General features: G+C 60.0%; 21 protein-coding genes and 1 other annotated feature. Of the genes, 14 read left to right on the top strand and 7 right to left on the bottom strand.

Annotated features, from left to right (window positions below):
* Positions 1 to 7 precede the first annotated feature (7 nt).
* The 6 genes from ilvN to JFN90_RS04470 all read left to right on the top strand — a co-directional run bounded on the left by ilvN (position 8) and on the right by JFN90_RS04470 (position 6,859).
* Complete coding sequence (gene ilvN / locus JFN90_RS04495) at positions 8 to 499, top strand: acetolactate synthase small subunit (RefSeq protein ID WP_199393899.1); 492 nt, start codon at positions 8 to 10, stop codon at positions 497 to 499.
* A gap of 150 nt (positions 500 to 649) precedes the next feature.
* Positions 650 to 1,309 carry a phosphatidylserine decarboxylase family protein gene (locus JFN90_RS04490; RefSeq protein ID WP_199393898.1) on the top strand — a complete coding sequence of 220 codons (660 nt, stop codon included), beginning with the start codon at positions 650 to 652 and terminating at the stop codon, positions 1,307 to 1,309.
* Positions 1,310 to 1,341: 32 nt separating this feature from the next.
* On the top strand, positions 1,342 to 2,094 hold the full coding sequence (gene pssA / locus JFN90_RS04485) for a CDP-diacylglycerol--serine O-phosphatidyltransferase (RefSeq protein WP_199393946.1): 753 nt from the start codon (positions 1,342 to 1,344) through the stop codon (positions 2,092 to 2,094).
* Positions 2,095 to 2,287: 193 nt separating this feature from the next.
* Positions 2,288 to 2,538, top strand: a binding site (T-box leader).
* A gap of 127 nt (positions 2,539 to 2,665) precedes the next feature.
* Complete coding sequence (locus JFN90_RS04480) at positions 2,666 to 4,204, top strand: 2-isopropylmalate synthase (protein WP_199393945.1); 1,539 nt, start codon at positions 2,666 to 2,668, stop codon at positions 4,202 to 4,204.
* 322 nt (positions 4,205 to 4,526) lie between these two features.
* A complete protein-coding gene (locus JFN90_RS04475; protein WP_199393897.1) occupies positions 4,527 to 5,036 on the top strand; it encodes a hypothetical protein in 510 nt (169 codons plus the stop codon).
* Complete coding sequence (locus JFN90_RS04470) at positions 5,036 to 6,859, top strand: MXAN_6640 family putative metalloprotease (protein WP_199393896.1); 1,824 nt, start codon at positions 5,036 to 5,038, stop codon at positions 6,857 to 6,859. The genes JFN90_RS04475 and JFN90_RS04470 overlap by 1 nt, the downstream gene beginning before the upstream one ends.
* Positions 6,860 to 7,060: 201 nt before the next feature.
* Here the strand turns inward: JFN90_RS04470 and JFN90_RS04465 are convergent, their stop codons facing one another.
* Complete coding sequence (locus JFN90_RS04465) at positions 7,061 to 7,264, bottom strand: cold-shock protein (RefSeq protein ID WP_199393895.1); 204 nt, start codon at positions 7,262 to 7,264, stop codon at positions 7,061 to 7,063.
* Positions 7,265 to 7,485: 221 nt separating this feature from the next.
* Complete coding sequence (locus JFN90_RS04460; RefSeq protein ID WP_199393894.1) at positions 7,486 to 8,514, bottom strand: LOG family protein; 1,029 nt, start codon at positions 8,512 to 8,514, stop codon at positions 7,486 to 7,488.
* A 161-nt stretch (positions 8,515 to 8,675) separates the two neighbouring features.
* On the opposite strand from JFN90_RS04460, the gene JFN90_RS04455 reads away from it, so the two are divergent.
* The 8 genes from JFN90_RS04455 (at position 8,676) to JFN90_RS04420 (ending at position 17,289) form a co-directional block, all read left to right on the top strand.
* Positions 8,676 to 9,959, top strand: a complete 1,284-nt coding sequence (locus JFN90_RS04455) for a 3-isopropylmalate dehydratase large subunit (RefSeq protein WP_199393893.1) — start codon at positions 8,676 to 8,678, stop codon at positions 9,957 to 9,959.
* 116 nt (positions 9,960 to 10,075) lie between these two features.
* Positions 10,076 to 10,603, top strand: a complete 528-nt coding sequence (locus JFN90_RS04450) for a 3-isopropylmalate dehydratase small subunit (protein WP_199393892.1) — start codon at positions 10,076 to 10,078, stop codon at positions 10,601 to 10,603.
* A gap of 276 nt (positions 10,604 to 10,879) precedes the next feature.
* Complete coding sequence (locus JFN90_RS04445) at positions 10,880 to 12,427, top strand: hypothetical protein (RefSeq protein ID WP_199393891.1); 1,548 nt, start codon at positions 10,880 to 10,882, stop codon at positions 12,425 to 12,427.
* Entirely contained in the window at positions 12,424 to 13,200 is a 777-nt protein-coding gene (locus tag JFN90_RS04440; RefSeq protein ID WP_199393890.1) for an MlaE family ABC transporter permease, read from the top strand. Before JFN90_RS04445 ends, JFN90_RS04440 begins: the two co-directional genes overlap by 4 nt.
* A gap of 36 nt (positions 13,201 to 13,236) precedes the next feature.
* Positions 13,237 to 14,307, top strand: a complete 1,071-nt coding sequence (locus JFN90_RS04435) for an MlaD family protein (protein ID WP_199393889.1) — start codon at positions 13,237 to 13,239, stop codon at positions 14,305 to 14,307.
* 90 nt (positions 14,308 to 14,397) lie between these two features.
* Complete coding sequence (locus JFN90_RS04430) at positions 14,398 to 15,270, top strand: carotenoid biosynthesis protein (RefSeq protein WP_199393888.1); 873 nt, start codon at positions 14,398 to 14,400, stop codon at positions 15,268 to 15,270.
* Positions 15,271 to 15,396: 126 nt separating this feature from the next.
* Positions 15,397 to 15,873: a cytochrome P460 family protein gene (locus JFN90_RS04425; RefSeq protein WP_199393887.1), complete on the top strand. Its 477-nt coding sequence runs from the start codon at positions 15,397 to 15,399 to the stop codon at positions 15,871 to 15,873.
* Positions 15,874 to 16,014: 141 nt separating this feature from the next.
* A complete protein-coding gene (locus JFN90_RS04420) occupies positions 16,015 to 17,289 on the top strand; it encodes a M16 family metallopeptidase (protein WP_199393886.1) in 1,275 nt (424 codons plus the stop codon).
* Between the two features lie 125 nt (positions 17,290 to 17,414).
* On the opposite strand, the gene JFN90_RS04415 is transcribed toward JFN90_RS04420, so the two are convergent.
* From JFN90_RS04415 to JFN90_RS04395, 5 genes are all read right to left on the bottom strand, one after another.
* Positions 17,415 to 17,624, bottom strand: coding sequence for a hypothetical protein (locus JFN90_RS04415; protein WP_199393885.1), 210 nt, complete (start codon positions 17,622 to 17,624; stop codon positions 17,415 to 17,417).
* Positions 17,625 to 17,647: 23 nt separating this feature from the next.
* A complete protein-coding gene (locus JFN90_RS04410; protein WP_199393884.1) occupies positions 17,648 to 19,180 on the bottom strand; it encodes a phospholipase D-like domain-containing protein in 1,533 nt (510 codons plus the stop codon).
* Positions 19,177 to 19,917 (bottom strand): endonuclease/exonuclease/phosphatase family protein, encoded by a 741-nt coding sequence (locus tag JFN90_RS04405; protein ID WP_199393883.1) that lies wholly within the window; start codon positions 19,915 to 19,917, stop codon positions 19,177 to 19,179. The genes JFN90_RS04410 and JFN90_RS04405 overlap by 4 nt, the downstream gene beginning before the upstream one ends.
* A gap of 182 nt (positions 19,918 to 20,099) precedes the next feature.
* A complete protein-coding gene (locus tag JFN90_RS04400; protein WP_199393882.1) occupies positions 20,100 to 21,572 on the bottom strand; it encodes a leucyl aminopeptidase in 1,473 nt (490 codons plus the stop codon).
* A 22-nt stretch (positions 21,573 to 21,594) separates the two neighbouring features.
* On the bottom strand, positions 21,595 to 22,947 hold the full coding sequence (locus tag JFN90_RS04395) for a class II 3-deoxy-7-phosphoheptulonate synthase (protein WP_199393881.1): 1,353 nt from the start codon (positions 22,945 to 22,947) through the stop codon (positions 21,595 to 21,597).
* Positions 22,948 to 23,082: the final 135 nt, after the last annotated feature.

Below are 23,082 nucleotides of genomic sequence, written 5' to 3'. Positions count from 1 at the left end.
GGGTAATATGAGACATACCATTGCAGTTCTGGTCGAGAACGAGTTCGGCGTTCTCTCCCGCGTGGTCGGACTTTTTTCCGGGCGCGGCTTCAACATAGATTCGCTTACCGTGGCACCCACCAACGACGAGGCCCTTTCCCGCATCACGCTGGTGACCCGCGGCGACGAGCAGATCATCGAGCAGATCACCAAGCAGCTCAACAAGCTGATCGACGTGATCAAGGTGATCGACTTCGAGCCGGAGCACGCGATCGAGCGCGAGATGGTGCTGGTCAAGGTCTCCGCCGAGGATCAAAGCCGTGCTGAAGTGCTCAGGATCGCGGACATTTTCCGCGCCAAGGTCATCGACGTGACCCCGAAGTCCTACACCCTGGAGGCCACCGGCGCTCCGGCCAAGGTGAGCGCCATGGTCGAACTGCTGCGCCCCCTGGGACTTAAGGAGCTGGTCAGCACCGGCCCGGTCGTAATCGGGCGCGGCGCCAAGGCTTGGAAGGGGTAGCAGCTTCTTTTCATTGCAAGAAAGGCCGTTTTCGGGCATACTCCCGCTTTGGTGCGCAGGGGTCCGGAAACGGCCTTTTTCCGTCCCGGTCCCGCGAGGAGCCCCACCGGCTCCGCTTCTTTCGCACGACTACTTTACAAGAGGTACTAGATGCGCAACACAAATACCCCCGTCGCAGTCGAGGGGTACCCGTTCATCGCCGGTTTCGCCGCAGTCGCGGCCCTGCTGGCGCTGCTTGGCCAGTTCCTGCATTTCGGCTTTTTCATCCCCGCGGCGCTTTTCCTGCTGCTCGCCCTGTTCTCCATCTTCTTCTTCAGAAACCCGGAGCGCACCACCCCCGCTGGTGAAAACGTAGTGGTGGCTCCCGCCGACGGCGAGGTGATCTTCCTCGGCAAGGTGACCGAGCCGCATACCGGCGCCGAGATGGAGAAGATCAGCATCTTCATGTCCGTCTTCAGCGTGCACATCAACCGCGCTCCCCTGACCAGCAAGGTGGTCGACTCCTTCTACAACAAGGGGAAGTTTTACGACGTGCGCGACGAGCGCGCGACCTTCGAGAACGAGCAGCAGGGGCTGGTGCTGGAATCCGCGACCGGTTTAAGGATGGTGGTGGTGCAGGTTGCCGGGTTGATCGCGCGCCGCATCATCTGCTACGCCAAGGTGGGGGATCAGCTGACCCGCGGGCGCCGCTACGGACTGATCCGGTTCGGCTCCCGCTTGGACGTGTACTTGCCGCTGGGGACGCGGATCGACGTGGCCATGAACCAGATGACCGTTGCCGGTGAAACCGTATTGGGGATGCTGCCGTGAACGAAGAGAAACCGAAAGTAGAAAGGGAAGGGATGCGCAAGGGGATCTACATCCTCCCCAACCTGTTCACCGCCGGGAGCCTGTTCGCCGGCTTTTACTGCATGGTGTCCACCGTCAACGGTGACTATCGGACCGCCGCGCTCTGGATCCTGGCCTCCTCCATCTTCGACGGTCTCGACGGCAAGGTAGCGCGCCTGACCGGTACCGCGAGCAAGTTCGGCGTCGAGTTCGACTCGCTGGCGGACGTGGTTTCCTTCGGGGCGGCGCCGGGGCTACTCATGTACTGCTGGGCCTTGAGGCCCTTCGGGCGCCTGGGGTGGCTGGCCGGTTTCCTGTTCCTGGCCTGCGCGGCGCTCAGGCTTGCGCGCTTCAACGTCCAGGTGGAGACAGTGGAGAGCAAGCGCTTCGTCGGTCTCCCCACGCCCGCCGCGGCCAGCATGGTCTCGGCTATGATCCTTTTCTTCTACCATATGGGATGGCCCGCTTCGTACAACAAGGTCGCAATACTGGTACTGATCTACTTCCTGGCCCTGCTCATGGTGTCCAACGTCAAGTACTACTCCTTCAAGGACCCGAGCCTGATCAAGCGGCAGCCCTTTGCCCTCCTGGTGCTGGCGGTGCTGCTTTTGATCGTAATTGCCGCCGAACCGGTGATCATGCTCTTCACCATCTTCATCTGCTACATCCTCTCCGGCCCCATCGGCTTCGTGGTCACCTACCCGCGCCGGCGCCGCCTGGAGCGCGCCATGCACCGCGGCCACGAGGGGATGAAGAAGAACCAGTAAAGCAGGTTCTACGTTCTGGGTTCTACGCTCTACGTTTCAGCCGGACTTCGTGCCGGGACATCAAATAGCGGTTTCGTGGGCTCAAAAGATGACGGCGTTGCCATAGCGGCAACGCCGTTTTAGTAGCGACTGCACGAAAATAAAACAAAAAGCGCTTGACAGAGGTCGGCGCCTTTTCTATTATCACCCGAAACTAAAGGCAGTGATGAGGAGTAGTAGCCTTACCCTTCCCCTACAGAGAGCCGGTGGTTGGTGCAAACCGGTGAGGAAGCAGGTGAACTCGCCTTGGAGCCGTCGCGGTGAAGACCGTCGTTCTATTTTTCCGATAGGGGGCGACTGGTGTAGCTGCGGACGTTGACCCGCGTAAAGGGCGCAAGAGGTCCGTCTTGAGACGGATGAATGAGGGTGGTACCGCGGAAGCTTTCAGAAGCCTTCGCCCCTTACTGGGGCGGAGGCTTTTTTTATTTCGGCCTGCTGGTTATTGCCACCCCGTCTGTTTTAATTAGCAGGCGGGGTAGGGCAGGCTAACGAGGCAGCATAACCACACAAGGGGGAAGCGCAAGTGAACAACATGGAACCGAAGACCATCAAGATCTTTGACACCACACTCAGAGACGGGGAGCAGTCCCCGGGCGCCAGCATGAACATCGAGGAGAAACTCCGCCTTGCCAAGCAGCTCCAGAAACTGAACGTGGACGTCATCGAGGCGGGTTTCCCGATCGCCTCCGAAGGGGATTTTGAGGCGGTGAAAAAGGTGGCCCAGACCATCAAGGGGCCGGAGATCGCCGGCCTTTGCCGCGCCGGTTTCAAGGACATCGATCGCGCCTGGGAGGCCCTGAAGTACGCCGAGGACAAGGGGCGCATCCATACCTTCATCGCCACCTCCGACATCCACATGAAGTACAAGCTGCAGATGACCCCGGCCCAGGTGCTGGAGGCGGCGGTGAAAGGGGTGAAGCGTGCCCGCTCCTACACCGGCAACGTCGAGTTCTCCTGCGAGGACGCCGTCCGCACCGATCTCAAATTCCTGGCCGAAGTGGTGGGCGCCGTCATCGACGCGGGCGCCACCGTGGTCAACATCCCTGACACCGTGGGCTACACCATCCCCTTCGAGTACTTCAACATCATCAAGTACCTGAAGGACAACGTGAAGAACATCGAAGACGCCGTCATCTCGGTACACTGCCACAACGACCTCGGGCTTTCGGTGGCCAACTCCATCGCCGCCGTCCAGGCGGGCGCCGGACAGGTCGAGTGCACCATCAACGGCATCGGCGAGCGCGCCGGCAACTGCTCGCTGGAAGAGTTCGTCATGGCCATCAGGACCCGCGGCGACATCCTCCCCTTTAAGACCAACGTGGTCACCGAGCAGCTCACCCCGGCCAGCCGCCTGTTGACCCAGGTGACCGGCATCGCCGTGCAACAGAACAAGGCCATCGTCGGCGCCAACGCCTTCGCCCACGAGGCGGGTATCCACCAGCACGGCATGCTGATGGACAAGTCGACCTACGAGATCATGACGCCGGAGTCGGTGGGGCTTAAGGCGAGCGCCCTGGTGCTCGGCAAGCACTCCGGCCGCCACGCCTTCAAGAAGAGGCTGGAAGAGTTGGGTCACGAACTGGACGAGGACGCGCTGAACAAGGCCTTCACCCGCTTCAAGGCCCTCGCCGACCTGAAGAAGGAGGTTTACGACGAGGACCTGGACGCCATCGTCGCCGACCAGACCAAGAAGATCGACGAGAAGTACAAGCTCGCCCACATCACCGTGACCTGCGGTTCCTTCGCCGTTGCCACCGCGACCGTGCAGATGGAGATCGACGGCATGCAGGTGCGGACGGCTGAGCTCGGCGACGGCCCGGTCGACGCGACCCTGAAGGCGATCAGGAAACTCGCCAAGCGCGACGCGCAGCTTCTGCAGTACAACGTGGGCTCCATCACCGGCGGCACCGACGCCCTCGGTGAGGTAACCGTGCGCATCACCGAAGGGGAGCGCACCCCCGTCATTGGCCGCGGTTCCTCCACCGACATCATCGAGGCGTCCGCCAAGGCCTACATCGACGCCCTGAACCGGCTCTACTTCGCCACCGACCGCGACGTAGAATCACTTTAAAATCTGAAACCCGGAACACAGAGGACACTGAGGAACACAGAGGACACAGAGGGAACAGCTTGAGGGATTGAAACCCGCCTTCGGTTTTTCTCTGTGTACTCTGTGGACCTCCGGGGCCTCTGTGGTAAGGCTTTTGCCCCGCACTTGCAGTTGACACTGTGAGGGCGGGGCTTTTTTCTTACGCCCTGCGGCATTGGTTATGCCTGCCCTTCGTTTCCCTTTACATTTTTTTACTGTAATTGTTCTTATGACTGTGTAATCTTAAGACTCACTCCTCCCTAAACCTTTAACGACTCCATCCACTCAATAACAGGTGACTACCATGTCCAGTGGCCTCCGGTTCTGCCTTGTCGCTCTGACCTTAGCTATGACCTGTCTGGCAGCCCATGCCTTCGCGAAGAAGCCTTTAGATCTGTGGGCCTTCTTTCATTTCAATGGCACTGCCTTCGTCGCTGGAAAGCCGGCGCCGTTGTCACCCTTTGTCGCGGTGAGGGACGGTTTCATGCCGGTGGTTGAAACCAATGAAGAGCGGGTCATGGAGGTACAGCTGCCCGAGGGAAGCGGCGCGCTGGTCGGTATCTGCTACGTGCAATCGTACGGCGGCAAGTTGAAGCCCGCAGGAGGGTTCCACGCGGTCCCGATGTTGGAGGTCCCGGTCACCTCGGCTGCAGGCAAACCTGTGACGCCGGTGCAGACTGACACTTCCGGGTATTTCATGATTGCCCTTCCTGCTGGGAGCTACCTGGTCGGTAATCAGCGGGTCGAGGTGAAGGTAGAAAACGGCAAAACAAGCTTCATCCCCCTGCGTGTGGGGAAAAGGATGGTTGACTAGTGGCTAAGTTTATTTCTTTGTGTGCGCTTTGCGTCTCGCTGCTCATTCCTGCAATTGCCTCTGCAGCCGCTTTAGATGATTATTATCTGTCCAGGTTCGGCGAAAAACGGACATATGCCTCGGCGGTCGCGGTGCTGGCTGCACCGCAGACTCCTCAAGTTGAACGTTGTCGTACCGAGCTCATACGCAGTCTCAAACGGGATTTCACGCACCTTGAAGCAGCAACCCAAAAGGTTCTCGCACCGTACGTTAGCAGGCCGGTCCTCTCCGGACAGTTATCATCTGCAGCCGCGCCCACATATAAATTGCCGAACGGGCACTTCACTGTCCACTACACTACTACTGGGGCCGATGCCCCGGACCTGACGGATCTTGATGGGGACCAAGTGCCTGATTGGGTTGAAAAGGTCGCTTCCGTCTTCGAGGACGTTTACTCTAAAGAAGTTGTCGAAATGGGGTACAAAGCTCCGCCTGTATCAACGTATGATGTTTATCTTCGGGACCTCATTACTCGAGACGATTTAGGTAATATAACCAATGCAGTCTACGGTTACACGACACATGATGTTGAACCAATTCTTCCGAATGTGTCGGTATCAAGCTACATAGAAATAGATAAAGCATTCTCAGATCCAATTCTGACCCAATCGGGTATGTTTCAGCCCGATCAGATGCTGATGGTCACGGCTGCGCATGAGTATCAGCATGCTATTCAATACGGATATAATTTGTACTTTGAATTTTGGTACGCAGAAATTACCTCGACTTGGATGGAAGATGAAGTGTTTGATTCCGTTAACCAACTGTACGGATACTTGGGCAGCTATTTATACTACGATAAGACTTCCGTTGCCCTTAATGCTGTTAGGGACGGCGCGAGTGAGTATGGCAGGTGGATATTCAACCGCTCTCTGGCTGAGGAGCATAACACGCCAGTCCTCATCCGCCGCATCTGGGAGAGATTGGCTGGTGTTACACCGGTGAATGCTTCTACCGATATCAACATGGTTTCGATGATCGAGGCTACCCTTCATGATTCGTATAACAGTTCGTTTTCTGCCGAGTTCTCGGCATTCCTGAAAAAGCTATACAAGCGTGAGTGGCCGACACGCCCAGCTGATTTGGCACGTATTGTTCTACCCACGATGTTGGATCCATTGGCGTCACAGATTGTCACGTTGCCTCGGTACAGTTTTGCCTTCTACCGCTTCGTGCCGTCCAACCAGGCCTTGGCCATCACATTGAAAAAGACGAGCGGGGTTGAAACGACGCTGTTCAAAAAAATAAACGGTGTCGTGACCGAAATCCCCCTTGATGCAGGAGCCAGCAGCTATACTGTGAGCGACTTCGCCGCCATGAACCCTTTAACGGACGAAGTGGTGCTGTTGGTTGCCAACACGACTGTTCTGGATGGTCACCAGGTCAGTTTCAGTACTGACGGCAGCACCTTGGCAGTTACCGAGCCCAAGGTGGCTGCCGCGGCTGGAGGTGGCGGAGGGTGCTTCATCGCTACCGCCGCTTACGGGAGCTACCTGCACCCGAAGGTCGCTGAACTCCGGGCCTTCCGCGACCAGTACCTCTTGACCAATGCGCCGGGCCGGCTGTTCGTGTCGGCTTATTACCGCCTGAGCCCGCCGATTGCCGACGTGATTGCGCGGCACGAGTGGATGAAGAGCGGGGTGCGCGGCCTGCTGCTGCCGCTCATCTTTGCGGTGGAACACCCGATGGCGGCGTTGGGGCTGCTGCTGGTGGTGGTGGGGGCATCCCTGCGCTGGGGCATGCTGGTGCTCAAGGGGAGAGGGCGGGAGGCGGCTGCCGCTTAGGGGGATCCCTCACCCCTGCCCCTCTCCCATAGGGCGAGGGGAGAACAACGGGGGGCGCTTTTGAAGAGGCGGGCGAATGTTTATTCGCCCCTACAGGTCTTGCCTGACAAGAAGTGTGAGTTTAAAGAGTGTCGGGTTTAACGACAAAAAAAGGCCCCGCCGGGATTCCGGCGGGGCCTTTTTGACGCTTGAGGCTAACTATTAGCCTATCTTTTTGACGTTCGCAGCCTGCAGACCTTTCGGCCCGTTGGTCACGTCAAAGGAGACCGATTCCCCTTCAGCCAGGGACTTGAAGCCTTCCCCGGTGATTGCGGAGAAGTGCACGAACACGTCCTCGCCGTTCTCCTGCTCGATGAAGCCGAATCCTTTCGCGTCGTTGAACCATTTAACCTTGCCCTGTGCCATTGTCCTGCCTCCTTTTTCTAACCTCCGGGACTCTGCCGGATCTACGTTTGATGCTGCAATTTCCGGAAGGTTCTTTGGCTGGAAATGGCTCAAAGTGGTGGGAACCCTTTGGCTTTTCGGCGCGGCAAACTTCCAGAACTAGCTGCTGCAATAAAAATTAACATCGTGTAATAACCTTGTCAAGAAAATATTTACAAAACGTTTTTTTCAAAGAGCCTCTACTAAAAGGTGTTTAACCTCCTAATGAAGGCAATGAGCAGCCCGTAGTGCTGGTGGTGGAACCGAAGCGAGATGCGCGGCAGATCAAGCAGATCCGGTTCGTCTGCCTCCTCCGGGCGGGCACTAATGAGTTCGATGCGGCTTCCTTCTAATCTCAATTCCGGGAATTCGTTTTCCAGCATTTCGATCTGTTCGGGCGTGAGAACCTTGGTGAGCCGGATGATCAGGTCGCCATTGACGAAACGAATAGAATGATAGTTGGTGTAGAAGTCGTCGATGACCTGGACGGCTTCTTCGTAGCTTTTGGTGATGGTGAAGATGGAGAAGTCTTCGGCGGAAATGAAGCCCATAACCAGCAGCCTTTCCTTGATAAAGCGGAAGAAGTGTTCCCAGTATCCTTCCTCGTCGTCGACCAGAACCAGCGGTTTGGGGCTGGTCTTGCCGGTTTGGACCAGGGTGAACACCTCCATGGCTTCGTCCAGCGTCCCGAAGCCTCCCGGGAACACGGCGATGGCGTCGGATTCCTTTACGAAGGCCACCTTGCGGTTGAAGAAGTACTTGTAGGTGATGAGCCTCGGGTTCTTCAGCATGATCGGGTTGGCGCTCTGCTCGAAGGGGAGCTTGATGTTGGCGGCAAAGGATGCCTCGCTCCCGGCCCCTTCGTTGCCCGCCTGCATGATGCCGCCGCCACCGCCGGTGATGATCATGTACCCCTTGTCCGCCAGCAGCCGGCTGAACTTGATGCACTTTTGGTACATCTCTTCCTCGGGGCTGGTGCGCGCCGAGCCGAAGATGGTGACCTTCTTCTTGTTGCGGTAGGGCGCGAAGACCGTGGTGGTGTAGCGCATCTCCTTCATGGTGTTGCTTAAAAGCTTCAGGTCCGCCAGGTAACTCGTGTCCTGTCCCGCCTTGAGAGCTGCGATAATCATCTCGCGCGTCTGTTCGGGGTGGTGCACCCCTCCGGCCTTCTGCATCAGATCATCAATCATCTGGTCGATTTCACTGTTTGTTCTGTTGAAACGAAGTTGCATAAGGGACTCCCTGTTGGATTGAGGGGGCCATTATAGCACGGGTGTATCTACAGGCAAATGTTTAATAACATTGAACAATTATTAGTTTGATTTGTTGTCGTTATTTTATTATCTTGGCTGCTGTGAAAAACCATTCCAACCTTTATAAGGAAGCGCAATTTATGGGTATGACTACGGCTCAAAAGATATTCGCGGCCCATCTGGTTGATGAGCCTTTTGCAGGAACCAAGGTGCTCGGCATCGACGTGGTGATGTGCCACGAGATCACCACCCCCATCGCCATCGCCGACCTCATGGCACGCGGCAAGGACCGGGTCTTTGACACCACCAAGATCAAAGCCGTTATCGACCACGTCACCCCGAGCAAGGACTCCAAGACGGCCACCCAGGCCAAGATGCTCAGGGACTGGGCGCGCCGCCACGATATCAAGGACTTCTTCGACATCGGCGCCAACGGCGTCTGCCACGCGCTGTTCCCGGAGAAGGGGTTCATCCGCCCCGGCAACACCGTGATCATGGGTGACTCCCACACCTGCACCCACGGCGCTTTCGGCGCCTTTGCAGCCGGCGTCGGCACCACCGACCTGGAGGTGGGGATACTGAAGGGAGTCTGCGCCTTCCGCGAGCCGAAGACCATCAGGATCAACCTGAACGGCACCCTCCCCAAAGGGGTGTACGCGAAGGACGCCATCCTGCGCGTCATCGGCGAGCTGACCGTGAACGGCGCCACCGACCGGGTCATCGAGTTCGGCGGCCCCATCGTTGACGGCATGACCATGGAGTCCAGGATGACCCTGTGCAACATGGCCATCGAGGCGGGCGGCACCTCCGGCATCTGCGCCCCGGACCGCGTCACCGTGGAGTACCTCTGGCCCTTCATCTCCGACTCCTTCGCTTCCAAGGAAGCGGCGGTCGCCGAGTACAGCAAGTGGGTCTCCGACGCCGACGCCGAGTATGACAAGGTGATCGATCTCGACCTCTCCAACCTGACCCCGCTCTGCACTTTCGGCTACAAGCCGGACCAGGTGAAGAGCATCGACGAAATGGCCGGCCAGCCGGTGGACCAGGTCTACCTCGGTTCTTGCACCAACGGCCGCCTCGAGGACCTGAGGGTCGCGGCCCAAATCCTCAAGGGAAAGAAGATCGCGCCGAATGTGCGCGCCATCCTGTCGCCGGCAACCCCGCAGATCTACAAGGATGCTGTGGCCGAGGGGCTGATCCAGATCTTCATGGACGCCGGCTTCTGCGTCACCAACCCGACCTGCGGCGCCTGCCTCGGCATGAGCAACGGCGTCCTGGCCGAGGGCGAGGTCTGCGCCTCCACCACCAACCGCAACTTCATGGGCAGGATGGGCAAGGGGGGCATGGTGCACCTGCTCTCGCCGGCGACCGCCGCCGCCTCCGCCATCGAAGGCAAGCTTGCCGACCCGCGCAAGTACTTGTAAGCAAATGACAGTGGTAATTGACAATTGACAACGACGCGTGTCATTGCCATTGAACAGCGACCATTGCAAACTGACAACGAAAATGCGGGAGCTCCCGCTAGACTAGGAGATCACATATGAAAACATTTGGTGGCCCGGCCCTTTTTCTGGACCGTAGCGACATAAACACCGACGAGATCATCCCGGCCAAGTACCTGACCGAAATCACCAAGGAGGACCTCAAGCCGTACCTCCTGGAGGACCTCAAACTCCCGGGCTTCGACCCCAAGAGCGACAAAACCTTCGGCGCCGGCGCCGTGGTGACCCGCGCCAACTTCGGCTGCGGCTCCTCCCGTGAGCACGCCCCCTGGGTCTTCGAGGTGAACGGCATCAACGTGGTCATCGCCCAGTCCTTCGCCAGGATCTTCCGCCAGAACATGTTCAACTGCGGCATGGCGGCCATCGAGCTCTCCCCGGAGAAGATCGACCAGCTCTTCAGCTACGCCGGCGCGGCCGACGTGGCCATCGAAGTGGACGTGGCTAACACCACCCTCACCATCAAGGGGGGAGGACGGGAAGAGTCGATGCAGTTTGAAATCTCTCCGTTTGACAAGGCGCTGGTTCTTGCCGGCGGCTGGGTTGACTACGCGGATAGCAAGTACTGATCGGTAACGCAGTCACAGTACATCATCATATAGCGAGGCAGGAGACAAACGTTTCCTGCCTCGCTGTTTTTCGTTTCAATGCTGGACATTTGCCGAAGAAGTGGCATAACTTTCGCGTGGCGTTTTTGATTGAGGCTGCAGGAGCCCAAATTGTCTAGAAGCTCCTGCTCAAGATTCATTGCTGTCTGCCATCCAGACTATATTTTGATTGACTATGTCTGTTTGCAGCAGTTACTATCCGAAATCCAACACAATAAGTAAGTTTGTAAGAGGTACATGACACGTTCCACGCTGTCCATAACTGCGTCGTCGGCTCTGCTATTCCTGGCAACGGTGGCCTGCGCCGAGCCCCAGCCGGTGCCAAAGCCTGAATCACCGGCTGAGCAGAAGGCTGAGCAGAAGGCTGAGCAGAAGGCTGAGCAGAAGGCTGAGCCGGCGCCTGAGCAGAAAGGGACCATCTTCACCCTGTGGCCCCTGATCGACTACCGCGAGAGCCCGAAGGAGCGCTTCAGCAACCTCGCCATCCTCGGGCCGCTGTTCAAGTACCAGAAAAACGGCGACGACAGGGACATCGCCCTGCGTCCCCTGTTCTACACGACCAGTCACGCCAAGGAGCAGGCCTCCTCTTCCTATTACCTCTATCCGGTGGCAACCCAGGAAAAGACCCCCGAGGCGGACAACTTCGAGGTGCTGCAGCTCTTCAGGACCTCCAGTTACCGGAAGCAGGAAACGGAGCCGGAACGGGAAAAGTCGACCATGCTCTTTCCGTTCTACATCTCCGGCGACTCGCAGCGCCACGGCCACTACCGCGCCTTTTTCCCGGTCTACGGTAATATCTACGACCGGTTCTGGCGCGACGAGTACCACTTCGTGATGTTCCCGCTTTACGGCAGCACGGTGAAGAAGGGGACTACCACCAGGCACTACCTCTGGCCCTTCTTCGCCACCACCTCGGGTGAGAACGAATCGGGCTTCGACGTCTTCCCGCTCTACGGAGAGTCGCACAAGACCGGCGTCTACGAAAAGCGTTTCGTGCTCTGGCCCTTCTACACCTCGGAGAGCACCGGACTCAACACAGAGAACCCGACGCGGAGGAAGTTCATCTTCCCGCTCTACGCCTCCACCGACTCGCCCAAAAAGACCTCGCGCAGCTACCTCTGGCCTTTCTTCGGCTACACCGAGGACCGCGGCAAGAAGCAGGAGGAGGTGGACTACTTCTGGCCTTTCTTCACCAAGGTGCGCGGCGAAAAGAAAAACAGCGACAGCTTCCTCCCGTTCTACTCCCACGAGACCTTCGCCGGCGGCGAGAAGAGCTGGTACCTGTGGCCGCTGTACAGGCACGAGGAGCTGAAGTCGGAAAACTTCACGCAGGACCAGGACCGGATACTGTTCTTCCTGTACCGCGATAACCACGAGCTCTGGCCCAAAGAGGGCAACGAGCGGCGCCGCACCGCCATGTGGCCGTTGTTTTTGTATCGGCAATCCCCCGAGGGGGTCTCTTCCTTCTCCTTCCCCGCGCCGGTCGAGCCGATCCTCGACAAGGAAGGGATCGAGAAGGATTGGGCGCCCTTGTGGCGCATCTACCAGAGACGCTGGGACCAAGGGGGCAACTCGACGTCCACCCTGCTCTGGAACCTGTTCTGGCATGAACGGCGCGGCAACGACCTCGCCTACGAGTTCTTCCCGTTCATCTCCTACCGCGACGCGGCCAAGGAGAGGGAACTGAAATTCCTGAAGGGGCTGGTAAGCCTGAAGCGCGATGGCGGGCAAGAGGAGTTGAGCCTCTTCTGGCTCCCCTTCGGACTGAAATGGGGGGATAAGTGAGCCAAGTTTTTGAACCGCTAGGCAAGAGGGTGCTCTACTTCTACCAGGTGCTGGGGGAGATGACCATCCTCATGGGCAAGGTCGTGTATTTCATACGCGAGGCGCCCCGCAATATCCCCAGCATCCTGACCCAGATGGCCGTCATCGGCTGGGACACACTGCCGGTCGCCTCGGTAATGGCCTTTTTCGTAGGGATGGTGCTCGCCCTGCAGACCGGTGTGGAGCTGCAGAAGTACGGCGGGCAGAACATCATCGGCGCCATCGTCGGCCACTCCATGGTGCGCGAACTGGGGCCGGTCATGACCAGCTTTCTCGTTGCCGGGCGCTGCGGTTCCGCTATGGCGGCCGAGCTGGGGGTTATGACCGTGTACGAGGAAATCGACGCGCTGAAAACGCTCGACATCGACCCGGTCCGTTATCTCGCCATGCCGCGCTTCATCGCCTGCATCATCTGCGTGCCGGCCCTGGTGCTCTACTCGGACCTGATCGGCATCATCGGCGGCGCGTTGATCAGTAACCTGCACCCGCAGATCTTCGTTTCTTACGCGACCTACTACGACAGCCTCACCGCCGCCCTGAAGATGAAGGAGATCGGCATCGGTCTCACCAAGTCCATGTGCTTTGGGGGCATCATCGCCCTGGTCTGCTGCTACGTCGGCTTCGCCACTTCCGGCGGCGCCAGGGGGATCGGTCAGTCCACCACCAGGTCCGTCGTGCTCTCGTTCATGCTTATCCTGGTCGCCGATTACATCCTGACCAGGCTGCTCATGTAGCACTTTTACGTTTTCCGTTTCCGGAGGAAGAGATATATGGCTCTGTCAGTTGAGAAAAAAGTCGGCATGTTCTTCGTGTTCGGCCTCATCATCCTGGGCGTGCTGCTCGAGGTCGGGGAGAAGTGGAACCCCTTCGAAAAGAAGATCATGTACAAGACCTACCTCACCAGCATCACCGGCCTTAAGGTGGGCGACCCGGTCCGCCTGGCGGGTGTCGATGTCGGTCGCATCACCAAGATCATCGTCTTGAACGACAAGATCGAGATCGACTTCGAGGTGAAACCGGATACCCGCATCAAGGTGGATACGGTTGCGGGCCTGAGGCTCACCAACCTTTTGGGCGGGCAGTTCCTGGGTCTTTCCTTCGGCTCGCCCAACGCGGCGTTGCTCCCCGAGGGGGGGACGGTCAAGGGCAAGGATGTCGCCAATATCGATATCATCGTGGATAACCTCTCCGACGTGGTGAAGGACACCAAGGTTCTGATCAACAACCTGAACAAGAACCAGGAGGATGTGCTGAAGAAGGTTTCGGGCATGCTGGATGAGAACCGCGGCAACCTGAGGGACGCCCTCTCCAACATCAGCAGCATCACCGGCAAGATGGACCGCGGTGAAGGCTCGCTGGCCATGCTCCTGAATGACCGCAAGCTCTACGACGATGCCTCAAGCGCGGTGAACAGCCTCAAGGTGGTCTCTACCAAGATCGAGAAGGGGGAGGGGACGCTCGGCAAGCTGGTCAACGACGAAACCGTCTATAACGACGCTTCCGCACTGATCAAGGACCTCCGCAGCGGCGTGAAGGACCTGAACGCCGGCATGAAGGACGTGAAGGACATCACCGCCAAGATCAACAAGGGTGAGGGGACCCTGGGCAAGCTGGTGTACGACGAAAGTCTCTATACCGAGCTGCGCGACGCCTCCAAGAACGTGAAGGAGATCACCCAGAAGATCAACTCCGGCCAGGGTACCATAGGCAAGCTTGTCAACGAGGACCAGCTCTACCGCGACACCACGGCGACCCTCAAGAAGGCGGAGCGCGCCATGGAGGGGCTGGGGGACACCGGCCCGATTTCGGTGCTCGGCTCCATCGTCGGGACCCTGTTTTAAGAAGACAACCAAACGTGCTGGCGGCGTGGGGGCGGAACAATTCGCCCCCACGTTTGCGTGGCGCCCCCTTTTATCAAGGAGCTCTCCGGCATGACCCACATCCTCGATATCGCCGTGGGGACCTTCACCATGCGTCCCTACGTCTTCGCCTTTTTCGCCGTGTATCTGGTGGCGGCGGTACTGCACCTCGGGTGGAAGAAGACCATCTTGTTCACGGTGTGCGGCTACCTCATCGCCTTCGCTTCAGAGTTCTCCTCCATCAACAACGGCTTTCCCTACGGCTGGTACTACTACGTGGAAGCGACCCGCGACCGCGAACTCTGGATCGCCGGCGTCCCCTTCTTCGACTCGCTCTCCTACGTTTTTTTGACTTACTGCAGCTACGCCACCGCCCTGTTGGTGCTGGCCCCGGCCAAGCGGGTCAAGGGGGACCTGGTGCTCCTGGAGACCAGCCGCATCAGGCGCTCCTTCGCCGTTTTGCTGCTCGGTTCGTTGTTCCAGGTGTTCCTCGACATCGTCACCGACCCCGTGGCGTTGCAGGGGAGCCGCTGGTTCCTGGGCCGGATCTACGGCTACCGGGAAGTCGGCACCCATTTCGGCATCCCGATGTCCAACTACTTCGGGTGGTGGCTGGTGAGCGCACTCCTGATCCTTGCGCTGCAGTTGATCGACCGCTTCGGCTCCGGGGAAGATCGCCCGGCCGGGGTGGGCGCGGCGCCGTACCGCTCTTTGTACGGACCCTTTCTCTACCTCTGCGTGATCGCCTTCAACCTGGGGGTCACCTTCTACATCGGGGAAAACCTGATGGGGCTTACCGGGATTTTCATCTTTACGCTGCCGGTGGTGATGACACTGGTGCTTTTCCGGCAGAAGCTGGACCGCTACCACAAGGACGAACTCGCCGCCCATCTCGCCGATTACCCCTGGTCTCCGGCGGCCTCGGGGCATAACGGCCGTATCTAATGCTGATGAAAAATATCCAATGCTGCTTTGAAGGAGATGCCGCCCTATGGTATCCCTGTAGGGGCGAATAATCATTCGCCCATCCTTCCGCGCAACGACCGACCACTATTCATATGGAGGCATGACATGAAAAAAGTAATTTCCATCCTCACCCTCGCTACCCTCTTCGGTGCCGTCGGCGCAGCCTGCGCCGCCGAACAGGGCAAGCTCCCCAGAAACTACGAGAACTGGGACAAGAGCAAGGCCCGCGTCATCACCGACAAGAAATCTATGTTTTACGGCATCCACTACATCTACGTGAACAAGAAGGCCATGCCCACCTACAAGACCGGCGGCGCAAACTACCCAGAGGGGAGCCGCTTCATCGCGGTCAACTACACCATCAAGGACGAGGGTGGCAAGCAGGTGCCGGGCAAGAAAAGCATGATCGTCATGATGCAGCGGGACAAGAAGGCCCAGGAGACCGGCGGCTGGCATTTCGTCGGCTTCACCCCCGACGGCAAGCCCTCCGGCCTGGACGGCAAGCGCGACTGCTTCAGCTGCCATGAAAAGGACGCCAAGGATCGCGGCTTCGTCCTCTCCCGTTACGCCGATTTCAAGTAACACTCAGTTTTCCCTTTGCCTCAAAACGCGCCTGCCGGGTCACCGACAGGCGTATTTTTTCACTGACTGTTTTCCTTAAGGCGCCGTGTTATAATTCCTGACATTCAAACCGAAACGATTCCACTGCTTTAAGGAGCTTATATGTTCACTTCGTCGACTCCCCCCAAGCTTCGCCTCACTACGCTCCCCAACGGGGTGCGGGTAGTCAGCCAGCAGATCCCGGGTATGCAGAGCGCCGCCATCGGCATCCGCATCGACAGCAGTACCCGGAACGAGGAACCCGATACCGGCGGTGCCTCCCACTTCATCGAGCATCTCCTGTTCAAGGGGACCCCGACCCGTACCGCCGACCAGATCACCGACGAGTTCAACAGCATCGGTGCCCGGGCCAACGCCTACACGAGCCAGGAGGAGGTATTCTACTACGCCGTCTCCCTAGCTTCCATCATCCCGGCCACCTTCGACATCCTGGCCGACATGTTCGTCCACTCCTCCCTGCCTGAAGATGAGGTGGAGAAGGAGCGCGGCGTGGTGCTGCAGGAAATACTGATGAACCAGGACAACCCGGGCCGGTTCATCTACAACCAGTTCCACCAGGGCTTCTGGCAGGGACACCCGCTGGGGAGCCCGATCCTCGGGACCGCGGAAACCATCGGCGCGATCTCCCGGGAGCGCCTGTTGGAGCACAAACGGGCCAACTACCTGACCGGCGCCACCATCGTCTCGGTGGCCGGCAACGTGGACCACGACCAGATCGCGGACCAGGCGGCCCGCCTCCTAGGGGAACTTCCGACCGGGCAGCCGCAAGGGAAAAAGGCCGCTGCCGACTACCAGGTCTCCGTGGGACAGCACGTGCACTACACGCGCCCCATGGAACAAACCCACTTCTACATGGGCTATCCGCTTCCGCCCGCGGGCAACGAGCACCGGCACAAGCTCGCCGTTTTTAACCAGATCCTGGGTAGCGGCATGAACTCGCGCCTGTTCCGCGAGGTGCGCGAACGCAGAAGCCTCGCCTACACGGTCTACTCCATGATGTCCTCCTACACCGATTCCGCCGGCCTCATGATCTACGCCGGAACCGGCCCGGAGCGCGCCCAGGAGGCGGTAGACGTCTGCCACGCCGAGGTGCTGAGGTTCTGCGAGGAAAAGGTGACCGATGATGTCTTGGTGGCCGCCAAGGAGCAGATCCGTTGCGCGCGGCTCATGGCCCTGGACGACTGCGAGACCCAGGTGCGCAGGATTTCCAACACCACCTCCCTTCTGGGGGCGCCGGAGCCGATCGAGTCGTCGTTGGAGGGAATCGCCGCGGTCAGCGTCGACGAGGTGCGGGAAGTGGCACAGTTGCTCTTTACAAATGTGATGCCGCGGGTCGAATCGGTGGGGCCGGGCGAGGGTCCGGGACTGCCCCGCTAGAGAAACACAGTGGCACTACAGAAATGACCGGGCCTGCTCCGCTAGGGGCAGCAGCTGACACCGTAGAAATGGAAAGGGGCGAGATGACTCGCCCCTTTTTTTTGCGTCTGCCTGAAACCGGATGGTTAACTCATCTCGTCGCTGTCCCCGCTCAGGTGCGGGAAGTGCTCGTGGTGTATCTCGTGTTTCAGCCCCTCGATGGTACCGCAGGTGGCACAGAGGTATTTTTCGCTTTTATCGCTGTACACATTACGTTCACAGGACGAACTCCAAACCCTGACGCCGCAGGAATGATCATCCGTCTCGACTCCCGTCTCTTTCCTTTCGTCTGTCATGTCGGTCGCCTCCTTTCCGTTTCTTAAAGCCCGATGATCATCTGGCTTAATTTAAATATACCCCTTGCGAAGGAACCAAGCTCTGATTTTGTGAGGCTCTCGAAGATAAGCTCGTTGCCGACGGGGTGCTCCGGGTCGACCACCCGCTGGATCGGCTCCAGGACGTCGGGCAGGTCGCTGTTCTCGAAGGTGGTGTCCGGCTGGTAGCGGCAAAGGCGCGCGTCGTGGTCGTCGGCTAGGCATTCCAGGTGCCGGGTCAGGTTCTCCACGTTCTCGAAGCGCCAGTCCTCGCCGCATCCCAACAGACCCGCGTGCTCGGCGAGGAGCGAAGCGCGCAAGGCCCGGATCGCCGCGGTCATTTCCTCCTCGCGCCTTCCCGGTTCCGTTTCCCAGGCCACGTTCAGTTCCGTGTCGAGCCCCATGCTGCGGTTGGTGGCGTTGGCCGAGCCAATGGTGAGGAAGCGGTCGTCGATCAGGAGCAGCTTACTGTGGATGAAGGTCATCTTGCGGTTGCCGTGGTCCATCTCCGCGGAGGAGTAGACGCTCAGGGTGTGGCCGGTTTTTTCCGCGACCTGCTGCAGGGTGCGGATCATGCGCATTTGGGGGAGCCCCAGGAACAGCTCCTCGGTGAGCGGCAGCCGGTCCGGGAGTATCATGATGATCTGCAGGGGAGGGCGGTCCGCCATGCTCATCCGGGCGACCAGCGACCAGAACACTACTTGGGAACTGAAGTACTGGTTTTCCAGGTAGATGAGGTGCTGCGCGGACATAATGGCGTCGACGAAGAGGTGCCGTATTTCATGGACCTCGCGCTGTTCGGTGAGCGGCGTGCGCGCCGCGGTGCGGCAGACTGCCACCCGGGAGGTGGGGAGGGGAAAGGCCCCGGCCGGGAGGGTAGGCGTCAAAGCCCCCGCATGCGGCAGCTTCAGCTCGCCGCCGCCCGAGTCGCGCCAGCGCTGCCGGAACAGCTCGAGCAGGATCCCGACCACGGCTCCGGTGTGGTAGGTCTGAATGTCGTGGTAAGAGCCGTACTTGGTGCCGTCGACGTCGACCCGGTCCGGGTTGTCCTTCATGTGGAGTCGGTCGTCCCAGCGCGAGGAGCAGATGTCCATCCCCCCGAGGTAGGCGATGGCGCCGTCGGCTATGACGAATTTCTGGTGGTGGGTGGCGCCGGTCGCGTGGACGCTGTCGAAACGGAACTGCACCCGCTTGTTGGTGGTCCAGTTGAAGATGATGTCCTGGAACCACTCACGCTCCAGGGAGAACACCGCGCTGAAGTCCCAGGCGAGGATGTAAATGTGCAGGCGCGGGTTCACCTGACAGAGACGCTCCAGGAACTTCAGGAACCTGGTGTCTCCCCCCGAGACGTGTTCGTCGTCGCCACGCAGCAGACGCACCTCCGAGTCGAATTGCCAGCCGGCGAGGAGGAGGTAGCTCCGGGCCGCCAGGGCGGTGTGGTAGAAGGCGCGATAGTAATCCTCCGCGTCGACCAGCACCCCGGTTTCATCGACCTGGTAGATGCCCATGCAATTGGTGCGGGGCTTCAGAATGTTCATGGCAACTCCAGCGTGACGACCAGCGGCAGGTGGTCCGAGGCGACCCGGGTGAGCGGGGTACGCGGCACCCAGACCTGGCGCACCTTGAGCTCGCGCGAGACGAACATGTGGTCGATGCGCATGAACGGAAGCTGGGCGGGCCAAGTGCCGCGGGGGAGACGCCCCTTGAGGCCCCGCTGCACATCGTGCAGTTGCCGGGTCAACAGCCGGTACACCTGTGAGCCCGCCATGGCGTTGAAGTCGCCGCACAGCACTACCGGATGGCTGCATTCCGGATGCTCCAGCCATTCATGGCCCGTCATCGCCCGGGCCTGCTGCACCCGTTCGCCCCGATTGAGCCCGAAATGGGTCACGAGCACCTGGATCAGGTGGCCGCGCAGCGTCACCTCCGCCCAGACTGCGCCGCGACGCTCGAAAGAGGGGCGCAGGGGATCGATGGGTACCGCTCCCGCCTTGATCAGCCGCACATCGCCGCGGCTGAGGATTGCGTTGCCGTAGCCCCCTTCCTTCATGTGGATGGAGGAGTGGAAATGAAACGACATCTCAAGGGTCATGGCGATGAGGTGGGCCTGGTCGATCATCTGGGTGCGCGGCAGCCCGGCGTCGAGTTCCTGCAGCGCCACGATATCCGGGTTGCACCGATCGATGACCTCGGCGATGCGCAGGGGAGACAGCTTACGATCGGTTCCGATGCAACTGTGGACGTTGTAGGTCATCACGGAGAATGTCTTGGGCATGGGGGGCTCCCTGGCCCGGTTTATTAAAAAACTTTTATAGATTAGCGGGCACGCGGGGGATGTCAATGAGGCGGGCAGGCTGAAGCTGGGGGGAGAGGCTAGTGGCTAGTGGTGAGGCGGTGAGGCGGTGAGGCGGGGCGACGTGATCCCCCTCCCACTACGGGAGGGGGAAGGATAGGCGGTTACCGCGCCTGCAGGAACTCAAGTAGCAGGCGGACGCCGACGCCGGTGGCGCCCTTGGGACCGTAGGGACGGGCCTTGTCGTTCCAGGCTGTGCCGGCAATGTCCAGGTGGGCCCAGCGGGTATCGCCCACGAACTGCTTCAGGAACCACCCGGCGCTGATGGCGCCACCATCCCTGCTTCCGGCATTCTTCAGGTCGGCGACGTCGCTCTTCATGACCTCACCGTACTCCTCCCAAAGGGGCAGCGGCCAGGCCCGCTCGCCGGTCTCGTCGCCGGCCCGCTTCAGGGCGTCCACCAGGCGCTGGTCGTTCCCCATCAGGCCGCTCGCCTCGTGTCCCAGGGCAACCACGCAGGCGCCGGTGAGGGTGGCCAAGTCGATCATGGCGGCGGGCTTGAACTGCTCGCGGGCGAAGTGGAGCGCGTCGCACAGGATCAGACGCCCCTCAGCGTCGGTGTTGGTGATTTCGATGGTGGTCCCGGACAAGGATGTCAGGATGTCGCCCGGCTTGAAGGCGTTGCCGTCGGGCATGTTCTCGGCGGTCGGAATGATTCCAACCAGGTTCACCGGAAGTTTCAACCGCGCCGCCGCTTCCAGGGTTCCGAGCACCGCCGCGCTTCCGGCCATGTCGGTTTTCATCGCCTCCATGCCGGCACCGGGCTTGATCGAGATGCCGCCGGAGTCGAAGGTGATCCCCTTGCCGACCAAGGCCACCGGGCGACCCTTGCCGCCGCGGTACTGCAGCACGATCAGGCGCGGCGTCACGGCCGCCCCTTTGCCGACGCCTATTAGGGCGTTCATCCCCATCTGCTCCAACTCAGCCAGTTCGTAGACCCGGCACTCCAGCCCGTTGCGCTGAGCTAACTCCAGGGCGGCCTCGGCGAGGTAGGCGGGGGTCACCACGTTGCCGGGATGGGACACCAGGTCGCGTGCCAGCATTACGCCGTCGCAGGCGATCTGCGCCCGTTCCAGCGCCTGGCGCCCAACCTGTTCCTGCTCGGCGGGGAGCAGCACGGTCATGGTGTCGAAGCGGAAGCGCTCGTCCTTATCCTTGGTCTTGTATTGCTCGAAGCGGTAACTGCCGAGGAGCATGCCCACGGCGGTGCTCTCGACTGCGTCGGGCCGGGCGTCCGCGAGGTGCAGCGCGCTGCTGAAGGAGGAAACTCGGGCGCCGCGCAGTGCGGAGATGGCGTTGCCGGCTCCCTGGCGCAGCCGCTCGGCGCTCAGGTCCTTTTTCTTCCCCAGCCCCACAAGCACCAGGCGTTCGGCGGGGAGTTTCCCCAGCGTATGCAGAAGCCGGGCGGACCCGTTTTTCCCGGTGAATTCACGGCTCTCGGCCAGGCGCCCCAGCAGGCCGCCGAGGGCTGTGTCGCAGTCGTGGTACAACTGGTCCTTGTCGTCCTCGAAACAGCCAAGGACCAGGGCGGAAGTGGCGTGCCGCAGCGGATGGACAGAGCTGATTTCGACGTTCATGGCAAACCTCGTTTGGGTTAGGTTACTTGCACGGGTGCAGCATCTCGGCCAGTTCGAAGGCGAGCTCCACGCTTTGCTCCGCGTTCAGGCGCGGATCGCAGTTGGTCTGGTAGTTCTGGTGCAGGTGCTTGTCCAAAAGCTGCCGGCTCCCGCCGGTGCACTCGGTGACATGATCGCCGGTCAGCTCCAGGTGCACCCCGCCCGCCACGGTCCCCTCGGCCTTGTGGATCTCCCAGAAGGTCTTGATCTCGCGCAGGACATCTTCGAATTTCCTCGACTTTTGGCCGAATTCGTTCTGGTAGGTGTTGCCGTGCATGGGATCGCAGCTCCAGACTACCCGGTACCCCTCGCGGCTAATCTCGCGCAGCAGCTTGGGCAGGTAGTTAGCCACCTTGTCGGCGCCGAAGCGGGTGATCAGCGTGAGGCGCCCCGCCTCGTTGTCCGGGTTGAGCCGCTCCACGATGGCCTTGATGTTGTCGAGGTCGTAATTGGGGCCGATCTTCATCCCCAGCGGGTTCTTCACGCCGCGCAGGAACTCGATGTGGGCCCCTTCCAGCTGGCGGGTGCGATCGCCGATCCAGAGCATGTGGCCGCTGCAGTCATACCATCCTCCGGTGGTGGAATCCATCCGGGTGAGGGCCTCCTCGTAGTCGAGCAGCAGCGCCTCGTGCGAGGTGTACAGGGTCACCTGGTTCAACTGCGGCGTGTGCTGCGGGTCCAGGCCGATGGCGGTCATGAAGTTGATGGTTTTCCAGATCTGGCGCACCAGGTCCTCGTACTTCTGCCCGGCGGGAAGTGCGTCCAGAGAGGCGCGGTGCCAGGCCTGCACCCGGTCCAGCGCCGCGTAGCCGCCGAGGGTGAAGGAGCGCACCAGGTTCAGCGTTGCGGCGGCCCGGTAGTACCCCTCCAGCATGCGGCGCGGGTCCGGCGTCCTCGCCTCCAGGGTCGGTTCCGGGCTGTTCACCATATCGCCGCGGTAGCTGGGCATTTCAACCCCGTTCACGAGCTCGGTGTCGGAGGAGCGCGGCTTGGCATACTGCCCGGCCATGCGCCCGATCTTGATGACCCGCTTCTCGCCGGCGTAGGCAACTACCACCGACATCTGCAGGATTACCTTCAGCAATTCCCGGATGTCAGGACCGGTGCAGCGCGAGAAATCCTCGGCGCAGTCGCCGCACTGCAGTACGAAGGCGTTACCCACAACGGCTTCAGCAAGCTGTGATTTCAGTGTCTGGCACTCGCCGGCGAAGACCAGCGGCGGCAGCTGCGACAGCGTTTTCAGGGACTCGTCGAGAGCGGGACCGGCCGGCCACACCGGCTGCTGCAGGGCGGGAAAAGAGCGCCAGCTCGATTTGCTCCATTTAGTGGTAGGCATGCTGAAACCTCGTTCATGGTGAGAATAGGGGATCCGGTGGGCAAGCATGCACGCGAGCCGCCGAACGCGTTGCAATGGTAGCAGGATTAAGGCGATTGAAAAACTAAAAAGTTAATAAAATCAATGAAGGCCATG

Source organism: Geomonas propionica, from assembly GCF_016458235.1.
Taxonomy (GTDB): domain Bacteria; phylum Desulfobacterota; class Desulfuromonadia; order Geobacterales; family Geobacteraceae; genus Geomonas; species Geomonas propionica.
Note: the sequence above shows the minus strand (reverse complement) of the source record. Positions and strands in the feature narration are given on the sequence as shown.